This is a genomic window from Clostridium sp. YIM B02569, assembly GCF_022320765.1.
Lineage (GTDB): Bacteria > Bacillota > Clostridia > Clostridiales > Clostridiaceae > Clostridium > Clostridium beijerinckii.
The window spans coordinates 111,281-137,664 of the sequence record NZ_JAKJJX010000009.1; the positions used below are offsets into that span (position 1 = coordinate 111,281).

Below are 26,384 nucleotides of genomic sequence, written 5' to 3' on the forward strand. Positions count from 1 at the left end.
TTCTAAAAATACTACTAAATGTCATTAGGTATCTTATGAGTACTAAATCACTAGTATAATTTGGTACTCATATTAAGTTAACTAATCGGCAAATGATATCCCTATTCTCTTAGCTACAGCTACTAACTCTCCATCTTGATCTACTTTCTTGTTATTACCAATGACATTTTCTAAACTATCATAAGTAATTTCATTACCTTTTAAGCATACCATGCTTCCGAACTTACCTTTATTGATAAGCTCTATTGCTTCAACACCATATCTTGTTGATAATATTCTATCATATGTTGATGTAGTTCCACCTCTTTGAATATGACCAAGAACTGTACATCTAACTTCTCTATCCTTAACTAACTTTTCCAAATCTTCAGCTATCTTATTTCCAACACCACCAAGTCTAATTGGATCTGGACTATCTTCAACTATCTTAGATACTATAACATTGCCGTTCTTAGGTCTTGCACCTTCTGCTACAACAATTATAGTGAATAACTTTCCATGTTTTTTTCTATCTTCAATTTTTTCTACAACTTTATTTATATCATATGGAATTTCAGGTAGTAGTATAACATCTGCTGAACCAGCTATTCCTGATTCCAATGCTATAAAACCTGCATTCCTTCCCATAACTTCTAGAATCATAATTCTATGATGAGATTCTGCAGTTGTATGCAGTCTATCTAATGCTTCCGTTGCTATACCTATAGCTGTATTAAAGCCAAACGTTACATCAGTTGACCCTAAATCATTATCTATAGTCTTTGGAACGCCAATAACATTTACTCCTTTTCTTGAAAAATCTCTAGCTGATGTTAATGTTCCATCTCCACCAATTACAACTAAAACGTCTACACCCTCTTTTTTTAAATTCTCAACTGCTACATCTGATACATCTTTTTTTACTATTTGACCATTTTCTTCTACTGAGTAATCAAACAAATTATCTTTATTTGAACTATAAAGAATTGTTCCTCCTCTTGATATAAGGCCTGATACAGCTCCTAAATCTAATGAAATAAAATCATTGTTATATAATCCTCTGTAACCGAATTTATATCCAATAACTTCATATCCATAATTTAAAATTGCTGATTTCGTTACTGCACTTATTACTGCATTTAAGCCTGGGCAATCTCCTCCTCCAGTTAATAGAGCTATCTTTTTAATATCTTTGGACATCTTCTAATCCCCCTATACCATAATCTTCATTGGAAATTATTGTTCCGATTAAATTATCATTATTTTCTGACTATTTACTTAATAATATCACAAACTTTAATTTATGAAAAGTATTAATTTACAATATATTCATTCTTTAAATAAGAATTGAAATTTTTAATTTTAATATTTAGTCGTTTCTCTTATATCTTCATTATTATTCCTAGGAATTTTTATCCAAACTTATTATAAAGAAAGACTATTTTGAATTTTAACTACATTAATTACTATACCCAAACTTACATTAAGTATTATATTTTATAAATTAATATTTAGAAGTGTTATTTCTATTTTTATTAATAAATTCCGTAGATTATTAACCATTATATTATAATTAACTTCTTATAATAATTAATCTTAAGTGTTATTGTTATTTACGTTTCTTTTTAACATATATACTTAATTGCGTTTCTACATTATTGGTCCTAATTAAACTCTTAATATATTTAAATGATAAATATAAATTTACTATTTAAATACACTTATTTGTTTTATAAGTTAAATTTAATTCTTTTTTATAAAAAAAGTTGAATTAGCGTGAAGCTAATCCAACTCTTTATTTTTATAATGTAAAATTTAAAAAACCAAAGAACATAAGTATTCCAAATACTATACCTGCACCTATTCTATAAACTGCAAATACACGCATTGGTCTTTTCTTCAAATAAGAAACAAATTTATCCATAACAACGACTGACACTACAAATGCCACAATAAAGCCTACTACTAATGATATCCATGAAGTCAAATTCATTCCTGAATAATCAAATTCCATAAGGTCTTTTGCAGATGCTCCTATCATAGCTGGAATAGCTAAAAAGAATGAAAATTCAGCAGCTATTGGTGTTGAAAGACCTGCAATCCATCCTCCCATAATAGTCGATGCACTCCTTGACATTCCTGGCCATACTGAAAGTACTTGGAATACGCCTACCTTTAGAGCTTGCATTGGAGTTATACTATCTAGACTCTTTGTTGCATGTTTGCTACTTTTTCTAAACATGTTTTCAATTATTATTAATAGAATACCTCCAACTATAAATCCTATAACAACAGCTTCAGCATTAAATAAACTTTTTATCTTTTTATAAAATAATAATCCTATTATCAGCATTGGTATGCATCCTACTATTACATTTATACCAAAGTTAAAACCTGTTTTACCTTCTTTTCCTTTTGTAAATATATATCTGAAAAATTCAATTACACTGTCTTTTATCTTCTTCCAATATAAAACAACAACTGCCAATATTGCACCTAATTGAATTACAACCTCATACATTTTAACAAAGTCACCCTTAAAATTAATGATGCTTGACGCCAGTATCATATGTCCAGTTGATGACACCGGAATAAATTCTGTTAATCCTTCAACTATTGCTATTATTATAGCTTTGATTATAAATAAAATATCCAATCCCACTTAATTTTCACTCTCTTTCTTTTTTGTTTACTTATTTACTTTTTTAACCATATTAATATATTTTAAACCTATTAGGTCTTATTTCATATTAAAAAATTATTAATTTTTTAATAAATTCACTATATTTCTCTTTACTCTCACCAAAATTCACTTTGCTCTCTATTTCTAAGATAAATAATACTTTGTCCAATTTTAATGCTTATAAGATTCTAAACACAATTTATTATTTCAATATATAAATTATAATGACTATTCCTTAATCAAATTCTTATTTTACAAGTTAATCAAACAATTAAGGAGCAACTTAATAGTTCCCCCTTAATCTTTATTATTATTTCTCTATTACACTCATTATGCTTTTTTCTTCATTTTCTATGTTTGGTACATAGCTCTTTAATACTGTAAAATTACCAACTAATTCGTAATCTCCAAGAGTTGCTGGAATGAAGATACTATCTCCCATAAGCATTTTTTCTTCTCCACCACTATATTTAATTACACCATTACCTTCAACACATGTAAATAAATAAAATCTTCCCTCATCACTCGTTTCTTTTACAGATGTAGTAATTTTATATTTTTGTATTGTAAAATATTCATCTAAACAAAGATATGATTTATCATATCCATCTCTTTCAATTAGAATTCCTTTTGAATTCTCCCCTTTAAGAGAAAAATCTATTACATCTAATGCCTTTTCTACATGAATTTCACGACCTCTATTATAATCGTAAACTCTATATGTGGTGTCACTATTTTGTTGAATTTCAGCAATTAATACCCCTTCACATATAGCATGAACTAATCCACTTTGCACAAAGAAAAAGTCGCCCTTTTTAACCGGAATCTTATTTAAGTACTTATCTAATTCCCCTTCTTCTATTGCTTTTTTAAATTTTTCCTTATCGCAATCTTTTGTTCCCACTATTAATGAAGCATTTTCTTCTGCATCCACTACATACCAAGCTTCTGTTTTTCCAGAATCTTTTTCAACCTTATTTGCATACTCATCATCAGGATGGACTTGGACCGAAAGTTTATCTTCTGCTGTTATTAGTTTAATTAAAAGTGGAAATTCTTTAGTACTTATTTCAGTACCTAAAAGTTTTTCTCCATATAGATTTATTATTTCATCAAATGTTTTACCTTTTAATTCTCCATTTTCTACTTTACCAGTCCCATTTTTATGACAAGCTATATCCCAACTTTCTCCTATTACACCTTCTGGAACATTATTTCTAAATTTCTCTAGGTGCTTTCCACCCCATATTCTCTCGTAATATAGGTTTTCAAACTTAATTGGATACATACTACTCTCCCCCTATCAAATGACTATTTTATACTTGTTTACAAGTTTATATTATATAAATAATTATCTTAATAAAATAATTTTAAATCTGGTATTTTTAATGTTGCCCCGTTTCTTTTATTATATGCATCAGATAAATTCCTTACTCTATTATAATTTTCGCTTATTGTATCTTTATCCTCTTCGCTTGTTTTATCATTTATGCCATCATATGCTGCCTTAAAATTAACTAGCCCTCTGCTTAAATCTCCTTCTATAGCTACATAATAACATCCAGCATTATTTAGCGTTAGTATATCATTTTTATCAATAGCATATGCCGCTCTTATTTCCTTAAGAGCATCCTCACCTTTTTCTTTATTTAAATACACAGTTCCTAGCGCCCTATGATATTTAATTTCTTTCGAATTTATTGCTATACTTTTTTTCAATAAATCTATAGCTTCGTCTTGTCTTTGATTTGCTACTTTAATTAATGCCATATTATAATATACTTCTGCATCATTAGGATTCATTTTAGATGCTAAGGTATAATAATATAATGCTCTAGAACTATCCTTAACTGTATTTCCATAATACTCTGCTAATTTAATTAATATATTATAATTAAAAGGTTCCTTATATAAAGCAGTTCTAAAATACGGCTCTGCATTTTCACTCTTATCTTGTTTTTCCATTATCTCCGGCATCAAGAATCCATAGTTATCTGCATAGTCTTTGTTTAGAGATATACTCTTTTCGCAATTCTTAAGTGCATCATCATAATTTTCATCACTATAATCTTCCAATGACATTGCGTGATATCCTATAAATGAGTTTGGATCGTTCTTTATAATCTCATTTAAAACATCTCTAGCTTTTTCTGATTCACCTAAATTCTGATATGTATTAGATTTAATAAGTGCTAAATTTATACTTCCAACATCCTTATCTTCTAATTCACTAATTAAATTATTAGCCTTTTCAGCAGAATCCTTATCTTTAGAGTAAATCTCTGCCTGCCACATCTTATATGCAAGTTCACCTGAATCTTTTTTCTCAAGTGCTGTAATCTTATTTAAAATGTCATTCTTATTATATTCTGCAATTTGCGTTATTACATCAAAAACTTTAACTTCATTTTTATCTTTATGCCATGCATCTTTTAATAATAAAAGCCCTTGATCTAAATTATTCATCATCATATTCATTCTAGCTAAATCTGCCAGATCAGATGCACTTTCTTCATCCCTTGGATAATTATCAATTATTTCTTTCATTTTATCTTTATTATCACTTGCCATATAAATAGTAAACATTGTTTTTAATAAATTCTTATCTGTTGGATAATCCATCAAAAATAATTCACCATATTGCGAAGCCTTGTCATAATCTCCGTTCATAAAAGATGTAAACACTATATAGTTGGTAAGTTCTCTATCTTTAACCTCAAAATTATCTATATTTTTTTGCTTCTTACCATCAACTATCTTGTTTCTAGCTAAATAAACTTTTGTAAGAAGTTCATTCGAATCTGCGAAATCTCCTTTTACAGAATAAATTTCTGCAATTTTTAAATTCCATATTGGCCATTCATCTTTTTCTTGTTCTTGATACTTATTATATTCTTCAATTGCAGCATCATACTTATCATTATAAAAATCCTCTTCAGCACTATTAGCTGCAATAGTAAGCTTATCTTTTGATGACTCAATTCTAGATTTAGAGATTACATTAGTTATCATAACCGCGCTCAGGCAAATTACTATAATTACAGGTGGAGTAAAATATCTGTCTTTCTTGAAGTCGCTTATGTATTTAAAATACTTACTTTTTTTCAAATCATTTATGTACGTAAAATATTTGCTATTTTTAAAATCGCTTATATACTCTATAACTGATTTCTTCACGAATAAATCACACCTTACTTTTATAATCAATTCATACTTGTCCTCTATTTTAACAAACTTTAATATAAAAATCTACTTTTTGACTAACATTCATTAAATTGTAACTATATATTCATAAATATATTAAAACTTTTACATTTTAAATCAGTAAATTTCTAGATTAAAATTCTCAATATAAATAGAATTAAATTTTCTGCCTTTAAATATTCCCATATCCTTATTTTGAATATTAAACAATTTTAATTCAAATTCTATCTAGTTTAAGTCCTTCGTGCCTTATAAATCCTTCTTATAAAAAATCAAATTAGCGGTATTTAAATGCACTCATACTACTTAAAGCACTGAAACAAGTGTATTTGCAGCCCAAATCTTTTTATACTTTCCTTATTGCTAAAAAGAGCAAGATCTTAATCCTGCTCTTTTTTAGCACTGCAAACATTATTTTTTAGATAATTATACATTAAATCTAAAATTAACAACATCTCCATCTTGCATTATATAATCTTTTCCTTCTAGTCTAAACTTACCTTTTTCCTTAGCTGCAGCTTCTGAACCACATTCAACTAAATCATTATAAGAAACTACTTCTGCTCTTATGAATCCTCTTTCGATATCAGAGTGAATCTTACCTGCCGCTGCTGGTGCCTTAGTTCCTCTTTTAATTGTCCAAGCTCTTACTTCTTGTACCCCGGCTGTTAAGAAACTCATAAGGCCAAGTAATTTGTAGCTAGCTTCAATTAATTTATCTAATCCTGATTCATCTAAACCATATTCACCTAGCATTTCAGCTTTTTCTTCATCATCAAGACCTGATAACTCTTCTTCAATTTTAGCACTTACAACCATAACTTCTGAATTTTCACTAACCGCATATTCTTTAACTTTTGTAACATAGTCATTATCAAAATTACCTTCCATAACATCATCCTCAGAGATGTTACAAGCATATAAAACTGGCTTTGAAGTAATTAAGAATAAGCTCTTTATAAAAGCTTCTTCTTCATCAGTAACTTCTAAAGTTCTAACTGGTTTGTTTGCCTCTAAATGTTCTTTAATTCTTTCCATTACTCCATATTCAAATTTAGCGGTCTTATCACCAGATCTTGCAAGCTTTATAGATTTTTCCATTCTTCTCTCTAAAACTTCTAAGTCTGAAAATATTAATTCTAAATTTATAGTTTCTATATCTCTTATAGGATCTACAGAACCTTCAACGTGAACAACATTTCCATCATCAAAACATCTTACAACATGAACGATTGCTGCAACTTCTCTGATATGAGATAAAAACTTATTTCCTAAACCTTCACCCTTTGAAGCTCCTTTAACTAATCCTGCTATATCATAAAATTCTATTGCTGTATATACCTTTTTCTTTGTATTATACATTTTTTCTAAAACGTCTAATCTTTTATCTGGAACACTTACGACACCAACATTTGGCTCAATTGTACAGAATGGATAATTAGCTGATTCAGCTCCAGCTTTTGTTATCGCATTAAACAACGTACTTTTACCTACGTTCGGTAAACCTACCATACCTAATTTCATCTATGTACATTCCTTTCTTATATCGAACTTTTACTTAAAGATATTCAAAATATACCTTAACTTTTAATATACCTTTAAAAATTATACTCTAGAACCTTTTTTATTTCAACTTTATATTATCACAAAAGGCGTATTCAGACATCTGTAATAATCAATTACTATAGAAAAATTATATACAAAGATACCGCACCATATTAATGCAAAAAAACTAATTAGATCTATATTATAAATATTTAATTCCCCATAAACTTACGTTTAAATAATTATATGATTTACCTAATAAGCGACATATGTGCAAGTATTCCTTTTGGACTAAAATTATATATAATTTACCACGGTTATTCCTACCCAATATTCAAATACTATACTTGGTTAAGCATTTATTCAATGTCTTCAATTGAATTTTATCTGATGTCTAGCCACTGTAATATCACCACTTCTTTAAGTGGAAGGTAGCAATAGCACGACTCTAGATAAAGTTCAACTAAGATTCACTTTATATTTTTCTTGAATAAATCTGAATTAAATATGTAAATTTTTAAGATTGAAGGTGAGAAAATGAATAAGTCTATAAAATCTTTAATTGCTCTTTCTTTAGTAATGAATCTAATTACTCTTGTTCCTCCAAAACCTGCACTTGCTGCAAGTGATAATGAGACCGATTCAAATGAATGTTTTCAAGAAGATGGTGTGTTTGGAGATATTTTAGATGTTGATAACATAAGAGATATTTTTTCTTCTTTTAGTGATGAAGATGAACTTAACTGGTATTACGTTGGTAAAGGAAAAGATCAAGTTGCAGAAGGTCCGAAGGAATCTGTCAGCTTCTTAAAAGAAAATTCTGCTTATTACCTAGGTGATACCTCAAAAAAAGTTCTATATCTTACTTTTGATGAAGGATATGAAAATGGTAATACCGGAAAGATTTTAGATATATTAAAAGAATGCCAAGTACCTGCAGCCTTTTTTGTTGTCAAACCATACATAGACACTCAACCAGAGCTAATAAAACGTATGGTTGATGAAGGACATGTAGTTGGTAATCACACAGTTCATCATCCTTCTATAGCTCAAATACGTGATAAAGAAAAATTTGAAGCAGAATTTACTGGAGTAGAGAATGCTTTTAAAGAACTTACTGGTCAGGATATGCCTAAGTTTTTTAGACCACCTATGGGTAAGTATTCAAAAAAATCATTAGCAATGACAAAGGATTTAGGATATAAAACTATATTCTGGAGTTTCGCTTATAAAGATTGGTTAGTAAATAACCAGCCTTCAGAAAGTTATGCTGTAGAGAAGATATGCAAGGGCGCCCATCCAGGTTCCATAATGCTTCTGCATGCTGTCTCAAACACAAATACAAAGGTATTATCATCAGTTATTAAAACACTTCAAAATGAAGGTTATGAATTCAAATCACTTAATGATTTACCTACGGAATAGTAAATCCAGCCATAAGGTATAGTAACAATTCCAGTACTATATACAATGGTTAAATTCACTTAAATGCTTTTACAACAAGAATAACTATAGATATTCAATTATAAAAGTTATATCATTTTAGTTTGTTTTAAATTTATCTTAATTACATACTAAAATGTTTTAACTTTTATTTTTTTAATCTATAGTCATTTACTTATTATTACTGGTTAGAGAACTTTTCAAAAGTATCTCCTAAAACGCTATTTTATATAATTATTATTTCATGAATTTACTTACATCTTCGCTCACTTTAACAGAAGAATTTTTTGATACAATAATATTTTTTATTACTCTAAAATCCTCTGCACTATACGACATAGGATTAATTAAGTACATGTCCTCTGCAGAATTTTTATTCTTCTTCTTATCATTTTTATAAAAGCTAATTATAAAAAAATCTTTTCTCTTATTTTTAGGCTCATTTCCTTTACCTATAAGAATAGCTTTTATATTACTATACTTAATCGATTTTATTAGATCATTGTTTTTATAGAATTCTATTGCATCCTCTTTAATTAATATATCTTGACTATACTCCACTAAAACTGAAAGTGCAGTAACTATTCCTGCAAAAAAAAGCACCCACATAGGAGCACTTTTTAATCCTCCTTGTAACGCTCCAAAGATTATTCCTATAATTATCTCTATTATTGCAACTCCTATCATTACACCATTTTTCTTCTTTAACACAATAGGAAATTTTGCGTTTTCCAATGCTAATTCCTCCTTAAAATTACTATAATATATAGACAGACTAAGTTAGACCTAAACTTATGCACATAGCTTATAATTGGTTTATCTATATATGTTTGAGAATATATAATTTAAACTTATATCATAACTTACTAAAATTATAAACACGTTTAGCTAATAAGTTAAATCTTTAGATTTGTTATCTACAAATCACATTCAATATTATTATAAGCTAAGTATTAGTCCAAGACTATAATATAGAAAACAAATAACAATATATAATCAATTTAAAATTACACATATTTTTTATATTCAATATATATATCTTATGTTAATAAATATTATACATTATATATGCAATCTTTTTCAATACTTGTTAATATTATTCCTTAGTCCTTTATTAATCCATTAATCACCAAAAAATTAAACGTATCAAAACCTCATATGAGCACAAAATATAAAAAAGGAGGTGTATCATATGCCACGTAAAGATGGACCACACAAACCAGGATCAAGCAATCCAATGCAAAAAGGTGTAAGAAGAAGAAGACTTCATGCGAACCAAGACAATGTGGGCGATCCAAAAAATAGGCCCGAATACGAAAATTTTGATGGAGAACCAGTAGAATAAAAGTCCATAAGAGATACTTACTTTAATTGAATTCTTAGTAAGTATCTCTTATTATAATTAATCATTTTTGCATTGCTACATCTTGGGATAAATTATTTCATTTACTGTTTCTGTAATCAATTCTTTTTCTTTAGCTGATTTTTCTATGATACTATCTAATTCACTATCAAGTTTCTCAAAAAATTCTTCATTTCTAAGCCCATTTAAATTTACTTTAACATTTATTATGGAACTTTCTATAGCACAATGTAGTAAAATTGCTGAAATTGCTAAATCTGATAGCAACATCTTATTTCCATACTTCGCCATAACATTAAGGTTCTTATAAAATTCTAAGCTTTCTCTAGCTAAAATTAAAGGCGCTTCCATAGACTTTATAGTATTCTCTTTTATAGCCAATTTTCTCTTTTCTTTTTCATCTTCAGTATCTTTAGGCAACTTATAAGAATCCATTAACTTCAAAAAGTTTTCTCTATCTTCTTCCATAAGTTCTAAGCTCCTTACAGTGAACTCTTTAGATTCCTTTTGAAATTTTATTATACTTTCTTTTTCATCCTCTTGAAGACTCATATATGCTTTTTTGTCTACTGTCAGAGAATAAACCATAGAATTCAATGCACCAGATAATGCTGCAATAAGACCCGCTACACTCCCGCCACCTGGAGCTGGCAAATCTGATTCTAATTCACCTAAAAATTGTTTTATAGTTTCATCACAAAATTTCATACAATGTTATTCCCCTATCTATAATCGTATTTTTTGTCTTCCTTATTGCTTAAACCTAATCAATATTTTTATTATCTAAAATCGAGACTAGATACCCTAAGTATATCCAAAATATCATTGAAATAAAACTTATTGTGTATATTAATACACTTTCAAATAAATTTACTGCAAGAATCCCCGCTATAATTGATGTTATTATTGTCATCTGGTTTTTTTCTCTTCTGTTTAACTTATCTAGATGTTGTATTATAAACACCAAGATCATTGCTATGAACATAAGAAATAGTAGTAACGAAATAAGTCCATTTACCGCGGCTATTTGCACATATATATTATGCATCCCTCCAAGTTCAATTCCAGGTAAATAACTTCCTATTCTTGCATTTCTAACCGCTTCTATAAGATTACTATTTCCTACACCAGTCAAAGGATTTTTTTCTATTACTACAGATGCTGAAGTCCAAATAATATTCCTCTCTGTTGTAAAAGCCTCCAAATGACTTTTAACCATTTCAAAAAATACTCCGCAAAAAAGTATTGGTACTAAAACAAGTGCCACTCTAATATATTTATTTTTACTGTATATAAATATAGATAGATATATTACAGCTATTATCACCAAATATGCACTTCTTCCATGTGAACCAATCATAGTTACTGCCTGTAATATTATATTTCCCATCCACAACATCTTAAGCTTATGACTTCTTGATATATAATTGAGATATACACACATAACTATAGATAATGAAGTTGCTATAGAAAGAGCATTTTCATTTTCAAAGACTCCCTTTGTGCTTCCAAATACCACTTGTCCGATTTCTATATTTATTCCCGAATATCTCATTGCCAGTGATATAATAGAAGCAGCCATCATAAAGATTACATAAGAATAAGTAATTATGTTCAGCTCTTTAATAAGCTTCTTTTTTGCTCTAAATACATCAACAGTAAATATTACCACAAATATAATTAAATTAACAATCCAATCTTTAATGTTATTAACACTTCTATAGATAAAAATGTTAAATATTAAAGTCACTATCATAAATAATGCCAATGGAATATCAAATTTATAAATTTTTCTTCTCTTATATCCTTCGATAACCATGAATAAGATTAAAAGCATACCCCAAGCTATTGTTATATTGCTTAGAATTTTTATTCCTGGCACATCTTTGAGCATAGTTACAAATGTTAGGCTTACGAATAAGTACAATAACTTAAAATAAAATTTATTATCTAAGAAATCATATATATTTTTAATTGCTTCTCTCATATACTTTTTTATACACTCCTTTTAGCTTTTCAACTAATACTTTTTCTGAATAGCTAAAAATTGTTTGTTCTCTAATTTTATATTTATCATACATTTTATGATTTTCTTTTATTTTTCTTAATGCTTCGGCTAAATCCTCCACATTATTCTTTTTAGCTATTATTCCATTATCTTCTTTTATAATATCTTCTGCGCCACCGTTATCAGCTCCAATTACCGGCTTTCCACATGCAAGCGCTTCAATGTATACAACTCCAAATGTCTCATGTTCAGATGGTAATGCAAATGCATCACATTCTTTCATTTCTTTTGAAACTTCTTCCCTAGATAAAGCTCCTATAAGTTTTACCTGTTTTTCAATATCTAATTCTTTAATAAGTGATTCCAATGATGGTTTAAGGGTTCCGTCTCCACCAATTCTTAATCCTACATTTTCATTTTTGAAAACTCTAGAAAAAGCTTTAATTAAACATTCAATTCCCTTTCCTTCTTCAAGAAAAGCACATGAAAAAAATTTAAAATCTTCATCCATATTGGTACTCTTTTTAATATTTTCATCCACAGAAAATAGATTCAAATCTACCATGTTGTGAATAACTTCGATAGGTTTATTTACATATTCTTGAATTTCTCTTTTTAATCCAGACCCAACTGCAATCAAATAATCCGAATTCTCATAAGCATTGTAAATATATTTTTTATAACTTTCTCTAGTATACTTTGCATACTTAAGAGATGAATGTTCTGTTAATACTAATGGAACATTATATTTCTTACTTATATATGAAGCAGCTATTCCCCCCCAAAAAGCTGAATGAGCATGGATAATATCAACCTTTCCTTCATTTTTAACAATTTCTTGATACATCTTATCCATTCTTTTATTGAAACTCTTAAACATTAATGGACTTTTAGGTAAATAATTATAATCTTTATATCTATAAGTTCTAAGGTTATCTTCTACATTAAAGTTTATGCCTCTCTTTTCATGAATTTTTCCAAACATAGTAATAGGCCAAATTTCATTGTATGCGACAGTAATCTTCTCTCCACTATTTGAAAGAGCTTTAAATTGTTCCTTAAAAAAACTTCCATGAACTTTGTTTCTTGGAGATGAATACCAAGATGGAATAACCATTATGTGCATTTATTCACTTCCTTCTAATATATTGTTCAACCTTTCCACAATTGAATTCCATTCGTAATTGATATCTGGCTCACAATATATCTTATTATTTTTATACATTTCTATTAATTTATAGATATGATTTTTTATTTCTTTACTATTATTCTCAGTTACAACACATTTTCTATGATTTTCTACCACTCTTTTAATTGGATCATCTTTATCCCCATAAATAACAAATATCCTACCTTGTGCCCCAAAATAGTCATAAATTTTAGCTGGTATTTGCTTTGAATTTTTATTACCAAATAAAAGCAAAACCTCTCCATTTAACATGTATTTAAGCGCCTCATCGAATGGTATTCTAGGGGATACATTCGCTATTTCTAAATTTTGCAGTTTCTTCCTAGCCTCTATATCATCTATGTTTCCAAAAAACAACACATTTAACTGATTATATGTTTCTAAGTTCTCTGTTTTTATTTCTTCAAGCGCTTTTACAAAAGGTCCTATATCTCTAAGCTTAGAAAATATTTCTCCTGTATATATTATGTTAAGTTTATCTTTCTTTATAAGCTTAGGCGCTTTCTCATGTAATAATTTATCGTATAATTTCGCATCAAAACCTCTATTTAATATAAAGGTCTTACTATTATCTAAAATATTATAATCTTTTAAATATTCATCTCTATTGGCATCAGTCACAAATATAAATTTATCTGCCAGATTAACAATATCTCTTTCCATATTCTTTTCTAAAACCTTTTTAACAATAAAAGATTTTTCTCTTGTTGAATCTTTAAGCCATGGATCACTCCAGTAAGTAATCCATGGTACGCTTGGATACTGCTTTTTTATATAATAAGCACATAAATGTGAAGATGGCGGCTCATGCATAGAAAATATAACATCAAATTTTTCTTTCTCCATTAACTCTATTCCATATTTTCCTGCTTTTCTTGCCCATGAATAATACATATCTGGTATTGCTAATGCATTTTTTATTTTCCGTAATACTTTTCTTCTATTAGTATTTCCTATTTTTGAAGGCGAACTGTTGTAGCTTTCACTATTTCTTGGCATAAACTTTTTAAAGATAAGTCCACCATCAATAATATGCGTTTTGATTTTATCATTCATCATAGAGCGTAATACTTCATCATAATATATTGAATCTTTAGGAAAATTAACAGTTAGAAGATGCACTTCATTATCATTAATCTCACTTAACTTATTTAGATATTGTAAAGTTTCAATAGCTGCTGAATTATTTATCAATGGTGAATAGCAGGCAATAAATAATATCTTCATATACCATCCTCCTATCTTTTTATCTTTTTTAAAATTAATTCTTTTATTTCCACTAGTTCTTCAACCTTGAATAAATAACATAAACCAAGATATATAGCTGCTCCAATACTCACTCCAAGTAATAGGATTGTAATTGAATTAAATTTATTTTTGAAGTAAATTAATAACGTTAAAAGTACCGCTCCCATGATTATTGAATTCATTATTATTATACTTACTTTTTTTAATATCTCTGTTATGTTAAAGTTTTTTTCTAATTTAATTATATTTATAAATAAGAGTACCGATGTTACTATCATAGCTATAACTGAAGCTAATGCTATTCCCATAATCCCAATATACTTAGATAAAGTTACGCTAAATATTATGTTAATGACAACACCAATTATACCATTTATTGCTGTTACTTTTGTTTTTCCGCTAGAGAATAAAGTTGAATTCAAAATATCTCTTACTCCTGTAAAAAATATTCCCGCTCCGTATCCTAACAATGCAAGTGTTGTAATATTTATTGCATAACCAGTAAACTCGCCCCTAGCATATACAATTGTTATTATATCTCTACTAAATATCATAACTCCAACACTAATTGGAATTAATAATATAGATAAATATATAATTGATTTTTTTAAAATCTCTAAAAACCCAGACACATCTCCTCTATTTCTCATATTAGCCATAAGAGGATATGCTACGCTGGTAACTGATGTTGTTATAATTGCATTTATAAAAACAATTAACTTCTGCGCATAATTTAAAGCTGAGACTGAACCATCTGGCAGCTTCAACGCAATATACTGATCAACAGCCATATTTAACGAGTTCGCTCCTGCTCCTATAATTACTGGAAGAATCAATACCATAATTGCCTTTAATCTATCATCTTTAAAGTTTATAAAAAGTTTATATTTATACTCATGTGTAATCAACGATGGTACCTGAACTGCTACTCTGAAAAAATTCCCTATTACATTGGCAATGGTCAATCCTAAAATATCATAATTCCTAAACAACAATAAATATAATATCATAGGCAAATTAAAAAACAATCCTAAAATTGACGGAATTACAAAATCTTCATTTACTTGTAATAATGCGGTAAAACATGCATTAACCGATAAAAATAATATATTCACAAGTGTAATCCTTAATAACTTTATTGCAATTAGTCCTGTTTCCTCAGCTGGCCCCAGTATATGGACTATTTCTTTCGAAAAAAGGCTTGTTATGACAAAAAGAAAGAATGATATAATAAAAAGTATGTTTATTATATTGTTTGCAAAATCGTACATCTCTTTTTGTCCCTTTTCAGCTCGAACTTTACTAAGCATTGGTAAAAATGCAGTCGAAATTGCAAGTCCAACTAAAGTAAATATTGTTTCTGGTATAGACACTGCAATATTATAAGCATCAGTATATATTCCAGCACCAAAATTTTTAGCAATAAGCATGTCTCTGGCAAAACCTAAAAATCTACTAATCAATGATACTATCATTATTACAAATGTAGATTTTATTAAGCTACTTTTTTGTTTCATTTAATCACCTATTTATTTCTGTGTTATAATGTTCAGCTTTTCTATTAAACACTAATCTGCTTATTCCTATATTTTAATACTAACAATAAAAACTTAGGAATAGCCATTAATCTCTTTATTCTAAAAGGTTCTTTCGCAACTCTGTATAACCATTCTAAGCCTAGAGATATCATCCATTTGGGTGCCCTTTTGAGCTCACCTGCAAATATATCAAAAACACCACCAACACCCATAAAAATATGCACATTTGAATTTCCAATAATTTTTTCAATAAATATCTCTTGCCTTGGGGAACCCATTGCAACAAAAACAGCCCATGGATTCCCACTTTTTACATCTTCAATTATATCACTACAATTATTTAAATCAAAAAAACCATTATGAAAACCAGATATCTTTAGTTTAGGAAACTCATTCTTTATATTTTCAACACATTTTTTAATAGTTTCCTCTTTCGAGCCCAATAAATATATAGATCTTTCTTCTAAATTTGCTTTAATTAATATCTCTCTAAATATATCTATTCCTGCTATCTTTTCTTTAACAGGTTTTCTTAATATCTTTGAGGCAATAACAGTTCCAACTCCATCTGGTATAATAATTGAACTCTCGCTTTTAAAATTCTTTTTAAGCTCAAGATTATTTAATCCATTAAAGAGAACTTCTGGATTTCCAGATATTATATTTACCTTTTCAAAATTTTCAATATAGTTCATTAACGCATTTTTATCCCTATTAAAAATATTAAAATCAAGTATTTTTGTAAACATATTTATCTCCTAAATCTTAGGCAATATATCGTATAGAATTTACAATTATTAATTAAAGTCTGATAACAAATAAAAAACTATGTTAACCAAAATTCAAAATTGAAAAATATACATTGCCATGTTTATTTTATAGTTCTATTTAACATTTGATCTATCTCTATTACGATATCATCTTCCGGAGCTATTTTTTTTGCAAGTTCCAAATGAATTTTTGCTTGCTCTTTGTCTCCTAAGTTTATATAGCACATTACTATATTAGTACAGATTTCAACTTCCTTAGAAGCTTCAAAGGCTTTTCTAAAATATTTTATAGCTTCTTCATATTCACCAATACATGCATAATTCATTCCAAGTTCATTAACTGTTTCAAGACTTCCTGATTCTATAGTAAGACTTTTATTCAAGTAATGAATAGCTTTATTATAGTTTTCAATTCTTCTATACCCAACACCTAGATAGTAATAAACTAAAGGATTTTCATTAAATTCTTCACTTAGTGGTAATAACAATTCTATTGCTTTCTTAGGTTCATCTTTTAAATATTCAACCGCTTTCTCAAAGTGACTTATATTAGTAATATCCCCTATTATCTTATCAATTTCATCCGTTTTTTTACCACCCTTATTTATATACTCATTTATTTCCACTTCTGCACCTTTATAATCACCATCATCTTTAAGTATTAATGCATTATACAGATGTGGTTCTGGCGATTTTTCAAACTTTTCCTTAAATTCTTCAATATCTTCTAATAAAATTTCCGAAAATCCAGAATCTTTTTCTCTTATTGTCTCTCCTATCGCTAGAAGTTTAGTTAAAATTTCTTCTTCTCTTGTATACCTATAAAGACCTTTTAGCAGAAGATAAGCATCTTCTAATCTATCTTTTTTTATTCTATCTGCAATAAGACTCTTCACACATTCTTCTGCATCTGGTATATAAGATAGAATTGTTCCATAATCATCATTATATTTAACATTTTTATCTGCTCCAAAAGTAATAAATATACCCTCCACAAAGTAATATATAGGCAGGTTACTTAACTTAACTTCATCATTTACATTTGATACAACATAATCCGAGCTTATAGGCAAATACAGATCATCATTCTTAAAGTTAACGCCTTCTGGTATATTAAGACTTCTTTTGAACCCTTCTTTATTCATTTCTAAAAATAATAATTTACTTAATTTATCTTTATACATTGTCTTGTAATTACTCATTTTACACCTCTTGTTTAAATCTCACTTTATAGATATCCAACTCTAGAACTAAATTTATATGGTAACTTACCGAAATCATAAATATTTTGATTCCGAAAAGCTATGAAAATATTGCTGAAGATCTAGTAAATATGTTTATCTAATAAGTCAAATATTTAATTATCATTATCAATACTTAACCAATTTATAATTCTAAAATTTAGAATGCACAATTATTGAGCAGATTTCCCAGGAAATTTGTAATAATACAATTCTATAAATTTCTTAAAGTCATTTATTTCTTAATTGTGCAGTATACATTAATTTTATCAATTGCTTAAGTATTCATTAATAATAATTTGGAGACATTCACTTTTTGATTTCATAATTAAAGAAATTGCTATCACCAAAAGATGATAGCAATTTATAAGGAAACTCGACTCACATTCGTTCGCTGAGTACTCACAGAGTAAGCGACCATCATCAAATCACAGATTTAGATGTCTGCTTAACTGATTCACACAAAATCATAGACTTTGGCTCTCTACTTATGGAAACTTAGTTTAATTGTGAATTAATTATTTCCATTACTTTTTCTTTAAATGTAGCAATATCTTTCTCAGCATTGTCTAAGCTGTTGCTCTTAACTGCTAAATAAACTTTCATCTTTGGCTCTGTTCCTGATGGCCTTACTACAAAATATGAACCATCTTCTAAGATGTACTTTAATACATTTGACTTAGGTAAGTCAATAGGAGCCTTAGTGTTATTTACAGTGTTTTCCTCAACACTTAATTTGTAATCTAATCTTGTAACGATTTTCACACCATTAACTTCACTTGCTGGATTATTTCTTAGTGCTTCAATGCAGTTTGCTATCTTCTCTTGACCTTCTTTTCCTTTTAGTTCTAATGATACAAGAGTTTCTTTAAAATATCCATACTTTTCATATAAATCTATTAATGCATCATAAAGACTCTTGCCTTGTTCTTTATAATATAAGCACATTTCACATACTAACATTGCTGCAATAACAGCATCTTTATCTCGTACAAAGTTTCCAGCAAGATATCCATAGCTTTCTTCAAATCCGAAAATATAATTTCTATCTCCTGCATCTTCAAATTCTCTTATTTTTTCTCCAATGTATTTAAATCCTGTTAATACATCCATAAGCTCAATATCAAAATCTTCAGCAATACTTCTAGCACCTTCTGTTGTTACTATTGTTTTAATTACAACACCATTTTGTGGCAATTTATTAGTTTCTTTCATTGAACTTAATATATAATTAGTTAATAATAATCCTGTTTGGTTACCAGTTAATACCTTGTATTCTCCAGTGCTATCTTTAACTACAAGACCTATTCTATCGCAATCTGGATCAGTTCCAAAAATTATATCTGGATTTTCTGTTTTAGCCATCTTTAATGCTAATTCAAATACATCCGGATTTTCTGGATTAGGATACGATGCTGTTGGGAAATTTCCATCTGGAGCTTCTTGTTCCTTAACAACTTTAACATTACTATAGCCTAATTCTTTTAATACGGTTCTTACTGGAACATTACCAGAACCATGAATTGGAGTATATATTACATTTAAATTACTAGCTTTTTCCTTAACTAAATCTGTCCTTATAGTTAATCCCTTAACTTTTTCATAGTAGACCTTATCTACATCTTCTCCAATATATTTTAATAGCCCTTTCTCTAAGGCAACATTTTCATCTATGCTTTCAATCTTTGAGAAATCATCTACCGCTTTAACAGAGTTAATTATCATTTTTGCTTTTTCATCTGTTACTTGGCCGCCAAATTCATCATAAACTTTATATCCATTATAAATTTTCGGATTATGTGATGCAGTAATTACTATACCACCATTACATTTTAATTCTCTAACTGTAAAAGACAATACAGGAGTTGGTCTTAAACTTTCATATAAATATACTTTTATATTATTTGCACATAAGTTAAGTGCAGCTGCTTTTGCAAATTCCTTAGACATATTTCTTGAATCATATGCAATTGCAACTGAAGGATCTTTAAAATTATCATTTAAGTAATTAGCAAATCCCTGAGTAGATTGAGCAACAGTATATATATTCATTCTATTGCTTCCTGCACCTATTACCCCTCTTAATCCACCAGTCCCAAAATCTAAATCTTGGTAAAATCTATCTTCAATCTCCTTTTCGTCAGATATGCTCTTTAATTCATTCTTAGTTTCCTCATTAATAAAGTCAGAGTTAATCCACACGTTATACTTTTCCTTATAATTCATTTTCTGATCCCCTCTCTGTGTTTTTTCTCCTATACATTATACAATATTTATCCATAATATAAAAACACTTTTATATATTTTGCATCATATATAAAAACTTGGATGCATTGCCAAGCATTTTACCCTTCTAATCTATAATATTAACTCTAATAATTAAAATTATCCTAAAATATATCTTTGAAACACTGTCATTTTTCATAACAATCATAAATTCACTATACATACTCTAAAAAACAAAAAATCAACCATCTAATGCTCAATTAAAATGGTTGATTATAATATTTAAAATTTAACTCTGTTTATCTATAATTCTATTCTGTTTCTTCTTCCTTAGCCTTTTCTTCTTCACTTATTGATCCTATAACCGTTGATAAATCATCTAAAACTTCAATTCCTTCAGCAAATTTTAGATTTTTAAAAGTATAAACTGTCCCAGCTTGTCCATTAGAAACATCTAATTCAACATCCTTTGGTAAATCTTTTGCTTTACAAGATACCTTTACTAAATCTCTTTGAGTTTGTAATATTAATCCTTTGCTTTCTAAAATGCCTTTACCAACAATCTTAATTAAGACTTCAGTATGCATTGTATCATTTGCTGCTACTTCTTCAAAATCAACATGAATTGCTTTATTTCCCAAAGCATTTCTTTGAATTTCCTTAATTACAGCGTTTCCTTTCCTTCCATCAAGATTAAATTTTACTATTCCATGCTCTCCACTAGCTGAGGTTTCTTTTAGTAATGCTGATTCATCTACAGTAAATATTTCATTTCCTATTTCTTTTCCATAAATTACACCTGGAATCTTGCCTTCTCTTCTTACCTTTCTAGCACCATGACTAGCTGTTTTTATTCTTTTAGTTAAATTTAATTCCTCCATTATAAGTACCTCCTAAAAATTTATTTTTCATTTTCTTGCAATGTATTTAATTCACATTTTAGGAATGTACATTCACGTTGGAATAAAATAAATAGGCCTATTACATTTACAAGGTCTAATAGTTTTTCTAATATTAATTTTATCTGAAGAATTATGAAAAGATAAAATCAAGTTAGACTTACAATTAAACATTTAAAATCGCCTCTAATATTTATTGAATTTTTATTTCCGTAATTTAATTACAATTTATATTATAGCACTTAATTACCAATTAACACAAAAAATAACAAGTAATATATTAACATAAAACTTGTTATTTTTATAAATTTAGTTTCTTTCAATTCTAACTTTGCTTCCACCCATACCTGATTCTGCTGGAGTAATCATAAGTTTCACTGGTACTCTATTCTTTATTGCTTCAACATGACTTATTATACCAACCTTTAATTTTTCATTATGAATCCTTTCTAATGAATTCATAACAACTTCAAGTAGATCGTCATCTAAAGTACCAAATCCTTCATCAAGGAAAAATAATTCTAATGGTGCTGTTCCCTTAAGCTGAATCTGTGCTGATAATGCCAAAGCTAATGATAAAGATGCTAAAAATGTTTCTCCTCCTGATAAAGTAGTAGAGTCTCTTTTGGCTCCACCATTTTTATAATCTCTAATTATAAATCTGCTATTGTCATCAACCTCTAGTCCATAATTTCCATGAGTTATTTCTTTCAATCTCTTAGATGCTTCAACTGAAACATACTTAAGCTTACTTACTGCTACAAACTCAACAAATTTCTTTCCCTTAAATAACTTTTCCAAATCACCAAGAAGAGCCAATTTATGTTCTAGTTTCATCTTCTTATCTAAGAGATCTTTCTGTTCTTCCAGCTTATTTTTTATGTTTTTTAATTCTTCATCTACCTTAATTTTTTCTTCATTAATTTCATTGAACTCTTTTTCTTTAATATCTTTCAAGAGTTTTATTTCTGTATATTCTTCTTCACTTAACTCTTTACCATCTATTTTATTAAGTAAACTTTCAATTGCTCCATTTACTTTTGATACTTCACTTTTATAACTTTCTACTTTTAATTTATAATCATTAATTTCTTCTTTTCCAATTATATTTTTTTTGACATCGTCAAGGGAATTAAAACCTTCACTGTCTATTGCAACTTCTAACTGAGCTTCTTCATCTTTTTTTCGTTTACTTAATTCTTTATATTTACTGATTGCAGAAATTAATCGCTCATTGTTTTCATTAAATTCTTTCTCTATTTTATTTTTATTGTTTTCACTTTCCTTAAACTCACTATTAATATTTTCAATATTTTCCTGAATTTTATGTAGTAGTGAAACCAGATCATCTGTATTATCGACTTTGTTCTTTATCGCTTGTATTTTTTCTTCTTTACTTTTTTCATAATTACTTAATTCTGTATTATACCTAGTTAAATTTTCTTTTGCTAAAATAACTTCACTAGTTAAATTTTCTTTATTCTTTTCTAACTTTTCTATTAGCTCCCTGTTAACTTTAATAACCTCTGATAATCTTTCTCTCTCTTTTTCAACAGCTTTAATTTCTTCGCTTTTTTTATTAAAATCAGTTACTAATGTCTTTGCCCTTAGCGAATCCAATCTATTTTTTAAAATATTCAATTCTTCTGTATTTTCTGTAATACTCTTTTCCAAATCTTCAAGCTGTCTTTGGTTAGTTCTAACTACTGCTCGTAATTCATTTATTTCTCCGGTTTTAATATTAATTTCATTCCTCAGCTTATTAACACTTTTTTCAAGTTCTTCTTTAGCTTTAGAATAACTTTCTAAAGCTTTTTCTAAATTTATAAATTCCTGTTTTAACTCTTCCAAAGGTTTTTCATTAAACGCAGTTCCGAGCTTTTCAATTTCTTCAAGATTAACTTTAATTTTTTCGTTAAAACTATTTACCTTAGTTTCACCTTGAGTTATTTTGCTACTAATAATCTTTATTGAATTTTCTTTTAGTTTTATTTTTTCCTCTACATTCTTCACATCTTGAACTTCAAAAATCCTGATATTTTCTTTCATATGATGAGTTGATCCACATACAGGACATGTATCTCCATCTTTAAGTTCCTGTCTAAGAGTATGTGCTAAATTTTCTCTCATAATCTCCTTTTGAGTATTTTTTATTTCCTCTAGTTCTTTTTCAAGTTGCTTTTCTTCTTCTCTTCTACTTAATATATCTATTTGTAAGTTTTTTATCTCTTCTCTAGAGAAATCTATTTCTTTGTTCAGCTTTACATAATTGCTCCATTTTTGCTCATTTTCCACTATCAACTGTTTTAAATTAACTAAATCTTTTTGTTCACCTGGCGAATTTTTAAGTAAAAACTCATATTGTTTATCTTTATCTTCCAAACTTTTTTTTTCTTTATCTAAAACTTCCCTTAAAGCTTTTCCTTTAAGTATAGTTTCACTATTTTCTTTTTCAATAACTGCTTTCTTTTGCTTATCCTTAACTAGAATTCCATTTATTTTTTCTAACTTTTCTTCTACAATTATTCCTTCTTGAACTGCTTCCTTTAAACTTTCTTCAATTTTCAAATTATCATATGTTTTTTCGTCTTCTTTTATTAATTTATTTTTATTACTTATTTCTTCTTCTATTTTAATGAGCTCACTCTGTATATTATTATTTTTAGCATCACATTCTTTAATTTGTGCCTTTAATAAATCTATTTTATTTTCTATCTCACGTATCAAATTCTTTTCTTCAACAGCATCTTTAACTTTTTGTTCCTGCATCATTAATTGAGGAAGTTTATTCTCTTTTTTATCTTTTGCCATGCACCACAGTTGTTCTATCTTTTCTTTTTCTTCTTTTATCTTATCTATCTTTAATTTTAATTCTTCTAACTCAATCTCATTTTTATCAAAGGCTTTTCTAGTGCTTTCAAATGCATTTAAATAAGGTAGTACCTTTGCTCCTGCCTCACCTAGCTTTATCTTTTCTATATATGAATTTATGTTTTCCTCTTTTTCCTTTAATGTTTGCTCTTTATTTTTATAATATAGTAAATCAAGCTGTAGCTTCCATATTTCTTCATTTTCTTTATGCTTCTTTTCTATTATATCTAATTCCTTTTTCAAAGCTTCCAGATTATTTTTTAATTCCTCAAGAGCGTTTTCCTTTTCTTTTAATTTTTCTTGACTAACATCGCTGTATCCGCTTAATTGTCCCGCTAAAATATTGCTATCAGTTCGCTCTTTGCTTATCTTTGCACTAAGTTTTCTGGATAAATTGTCTCCAAATTGTTGAAGGTTAAACAACCTTTCAAGCATATCACGTCTTTCCTTACCTTCAAGCTTTAAGAATTCACTAAACTTCCCTTGAGGTAAAACAACAGTTCTTGAGAAATCTTCTAAATTAAGACCTACTATCTCCTCAACTTTCTTATTTATAGTTTTAACTCCATCTGCTAAAATTTCTTCTTCTGAACTTGTTACTTCAACGATTTTACACTTTCCAGAGCTTATTCCACCATCTTTTTTTCTCTTAAACTCCCTATCAATGATATATTTTCTTATTTCACTACCTGATATTTGGAACTCAAAATTTACATTTAACCTGTCACAATTAGTATTTATAAAATTGGAGCTTTTTCTTGATACATTTCCATATAAGGCTAGAGTTATTCCATCTAATATAGTTGATTTCCCACTTCCAGTTGGTCCAAAGATTCCAAAAAATCCTCTATCTGTTAATTTATCAAAATCTATAATTTGTTCATCCATGAAGCTATTTAAGCCCTTAATCCTCAATTTGATTGGTCTCATCTGTTTCACCCTCTTCGTTTATAATTGATAAAAGCACTTCCATAACTTCATCTTCTGGAGGAGTCCCCCTTTCTTTAATATAAAACTCCTTAAATATTTCCTCAAACGATTTTTCACTTAAGTTTAATTCACTCTCTTCTTCCAATCCTTTAACCTTAGGCATTATTTCTAATATATCTGCTTTTAATTCTTTCATTTGTTTTATTTCATCTTCTCTTATGTATCTATCTGTACTTATTTCTAAATACACCCAGCAATCTTTATCTTTATTTTCAGCACATCGTAATATTGCATCTTCAATACTTGAGCATTTCCAAATTTCTATTGGTTTATATACCCTTAAGTTTATTTCTTGTATGTCACATTCTTCATTAGCTTTTGCCTCAACTATATAACATTTCTTTTCAAAGCTAACCTCTTTTTTGTTATAGTGAATTGGTGACCCACAATACCTTGCTCTTTTATCCGTTCCCGGAACTATTTGTGGTTTATGCACATGCCCTAATGCTATATACTGTGCTTCCTTAGGAAAACAACTTCCATCTACTATATAAGCACCTCCTAATTGAATGCTTCTTTCAGAGCCACCTTCCTCACTTCCCATTGCAAATAGATGCGATATTATAAGATTAATTGTATCTTCTCTAAAATGACTTTTTAATGAATTGAATAAAGAAAATATCTTATCACTATAGGATTTGGCTTTTTCATCCTCATCTTCCATATAGTTATAGATAACTTCATTCAATCTTTTCTCACTTGGATAAGGCACAGTTAAGATAACTGCTTTTTCACTATTAATTTCAACTTCCACATATCCTTCTCCTGATGATAAAACTTTATATTTTCCATACTCACCACAAGGAACTATAGTTTTTGGTGTTCCAACCATAATGATTCCATGATCACGAGCAAGTGGACCTGCCGCAACCAATCTCTCTGGATTATCATGATTTCCTGATATAACCAAAGTAAGTCTCTCTCCATTTTTCGATAGTCTCTTTAAAGTATCATAAAACATTTTTTCTGCCCTTGCCGGAGGGTTTGGATTATCATAAACGTCTCCCGCAATCATGATTAAATCTATATTATTATCTTCTACAATCTTAACAAAATCATTTAAAAACTCTTCTTGCTCATCCATCCGGCTTTGTCCCTCTAAATTCTTACCTAAATGCCAATCAGCTGTATGCAATATTCTCAAATTATATCTCCTCCCATTAGGCCCAATTTATATTTACATTATA

The 26,384-nt window shown here is 28.4% G+C and carries 19 protein-coding genes; 2 read left to right on the plus strand and 17 right to left on the minus strand.

Annotated elements, in window-relative coordinates:
• Positions 1–81 precede the first annotated feature (81 nt).
• The 5 genes from L3B96_RS10070 to ychF form a co-directional block, all read right to left on the minus strand.
• A complete protein-coding gene (locus L3B96_RS10070; protein WP_077855655.1) occupies positions 82–1,179 on the minus strand; it encodes a 6-phosphofructokinase in 1,098 nt (365 codons plus the stop codon).
• A 601-nt stretch (positions 1,180–1,780) separates the two neighbouring features.
• Positions 1,781–2,641, minus strand: a complete 861-nt coding sequence (locus tag L3B96_RS10075) for an undecaprenyl-diphosphate phosphatase (RefSeq protein WP_077855656.1) — start codon at positions 2,639–2,641, stop codon at positions 1,781–1,783.
• Positions 2,642–2,972: 331 nt separating this feature from the next.
• Positions 2,973–3,950 carry a type I phosphomannose isomerase catalytic subunit gene (locus L3B96_RS10080; protein ID WP_011968339.1) on the minus strand — a complete coding sequence of 326 codons (978 nt, stop codon included), beginning with the start codon at positions 3,948–3,950 and terminating at the stop codon, positions 2,973–2,975.
• 68 nt (positions 3,951–4,018) lie between these two features.
• Positions 4,019–5,839, minus strand: a complete 1,821-nt coding sequence (locus L3B96_RS10085; protein ID WP_238860657.1) for a hypothetical protein — start codon at positions 5,837–5,839, stop codon at positions 4,019–4,021.
• A 453-nt stretch (positions 5,840–6,292) separates the two neighbouring features.
• Complete coding sequence (ychF, locus tag L3B96_RS10090; RefSeq protein ID WP_077830867.1) at positions 6,293–7,390, minus strand: redox-regulated ATPase YchF; 1,098 nt, start codon at positions 7,388–7,390, stop codon at positions 6,293–6,295.
• 558 nt (positions 7,391–7,948) lie between these two features.
• Between ychF and pdaA the strand changes: the two genes are divergently transcribed.
• Positions 7,949–8,836 carry a delta-lactam-biosynthetic de-N-acetylase gene (gene pdaA, locus L3B96_RS10095; RefSeq protein WP_238860659.1) on the plus strand — a complete coding sequence of 296 codons (888 nt, stop codon included), beginning with the start codon at positions 7,949–7,951 and terminating at the stop codon, positions 8,834–8,836.
• Between the two features lie 255 nt (positions 8,837–9,091).
• Here pdaA and L3B96_RS10100 read toward each other — a convergent pair whose 3' ends face one another.
• On the minus strand, positions 9,092–9,589 hold the full coding sequence (locus L3B96_RS10100) for a hypothetical protein (RefSeq protein WP_238860661.1): 498 nt from the start codon (positions 9,587–9,589) through the stop codon (positions 9,092–9,094).
• A gap of 457 nt (positions 9,590–10,046) precedes the next feature.
• Here L3B96_RS10100 and L3B96_RS10105 point away from each other — a divergent pair, with 457 nt between their 5' ends.
• Positions 10,047–10,199, plus strand: a complete 153-nt coding sequence (locus L3B96_RS10105; RefSeq protein ID WP_011968334.1) for a clostri-philic family protein — start codon at positions 10,047–10,049, stop codon at positions 10,197–10,199.
• A 75-nt stretch (positions 10,200–10,274) separates the two neighbouring features.
• Here L3B96_RS10105 and L3B96_RS10110 read toward each other — a convergent pair whose 3' ends face one another.
• The 11 genes from L3B96_RS10110 to L3B96_RS10160 form a co-directional block, all read right to left on the minus strand.
• Positions 10,275–10,925 carry a cyclodeaminase/cyclohydrolase family protein gene (locus tag L3B96_RS10110; protein ID WP_238860663.1) on the minus strand — a complete coding sequence of 217 codons (651 nt, stop codon included), beginning with the start codon at positions 10,923–10,925 and terminating at the stop codon, positions 10,275–10,277.
• Positions 10,926–10,980: 55 nt separating this feature from the next.
• Positions 10,981–12,204: an O-antigen ligase family protein gene (locus tag L3B96_RS10115; protein ID WP_238860665.1), complete on the minus strand. Its 1,224-nt coding sequence runs from the start codon at positions 12,202–12,204 to the stop codon at positions 10,981–10,983.
• The gene (locus L3B96_RS10120; RefSeq protein WP_238860668.1) at positions 12,188–13,351 is read right to left on the minus strand and encodes a glycosyltransferase; all 1,164 of its coding nucleotides are present in this window, start codon (positions 13,349–13,351) and stop codon (positions 12,188–12,190) included. The genes L3B96_RS10115 and L3B96_RS10120 overlap by 17 nt, the downstream gene beginning before the upstream one ends.
• Complete coding sequence (locus tag L3B96_RS10125) at positions 13,352–14,641, minus strand: glycosyl transferase group 1 (RefSeq protein WP_238860670.1); 1,290 nt, start codon at positions 14,639–14,641, stop codon at positions 13,352–13,354.
• A gap of 11 nt (positions 14,642–14,652) precedes the next feature.
• Complete coding sequence (gene murJ, locus L3B96_RS10130; protein WP_077830863.1) at positions 14,653–16,179, minus strand: murein biosynthesis integral membrane protein MurJ; 1,527 nt, start codon at positions 16,177–16,179, stop codon at positions 14,653–14,655.
• Between the two features lie 44 nt (positions 16,180–16,223).
• The gene (locus tag L3B96_RS10135; RefSeq protein ID WP_011968328.1) at positions 16,224–16,949 is read right to left on the minus strand and encodes a WecB/TagA/CpsF family glycosyltransferase; all 726 of its coding nucleotides are present in this window, start codon (positions 16,947–16,949) and stop codon (positions 16,224–16,226) included.
• Between the two features lie 122 nt (positions 16,950–17,071).
• Positions 17,072–18,172, minus strand: coding sequence for a tetratricopeptide repeat protein (locus L3B96_RS10140; RefSeq protein WP_077855664.1), 1,101 nt, complete (start codon positions 18,170–18,172; stop codon positions 17,072–17,074).
• A gap of 537 nt (positions 18,173–18,709) precedes the next feature.
• The gene (locus L3B96_RS10145; RefSeq protein ID WP_238860671.1) at positions 18,710–20,437 is read right to left on the minus strand and encodes a phospho-sugar mutase; all 1,728 of its coding nucleotides are present in this window, start codon (positions 20,435–20,437) and stop codon (positions 18,710–18,712) included.
• A 311-nt stretch (positions 20,438–20,748) separates the two neighbouring features.
• Positions 20,749–21,318, minus strand: a complete 570-nt coding sequence (locus L3B96_RS10150) for a 50S ribosomal protein L25 (RefSeq protein WP_011968325.1) — start codon at positions 21,316–21,318, stop codon at positions 20,749–20,751.
• A gap of 327 nt (positions 21,319–21,645) precedes the next feature.
• Entirely contained in the window at positions 21,646–25,137 is a 3,492-nt protein-coding gene (locus tag L3B96_RS10155) for an AAA family ATPase (RefSeq protein ID WP_238860673.1), read from the minus strand.
• Positions 25,112–26,341: an exonuclease SbcCD subunit D gene (locus L3B96_RS10160; RefSeq protein WP_238860675.1), complete on the minus strand. Its 1,230-nt coding sequence runs from the start codon at positions 26,339–26,341 to the stop codon at positions 25,112–25,114. Before L3B96_RS10160 ends, L3B96_RS10155 begins: the two co-directional genes overlap by 26 nt.
• Between the last annotated feature and the right edge of the window lie 43 nt (positions 26,342–26,384).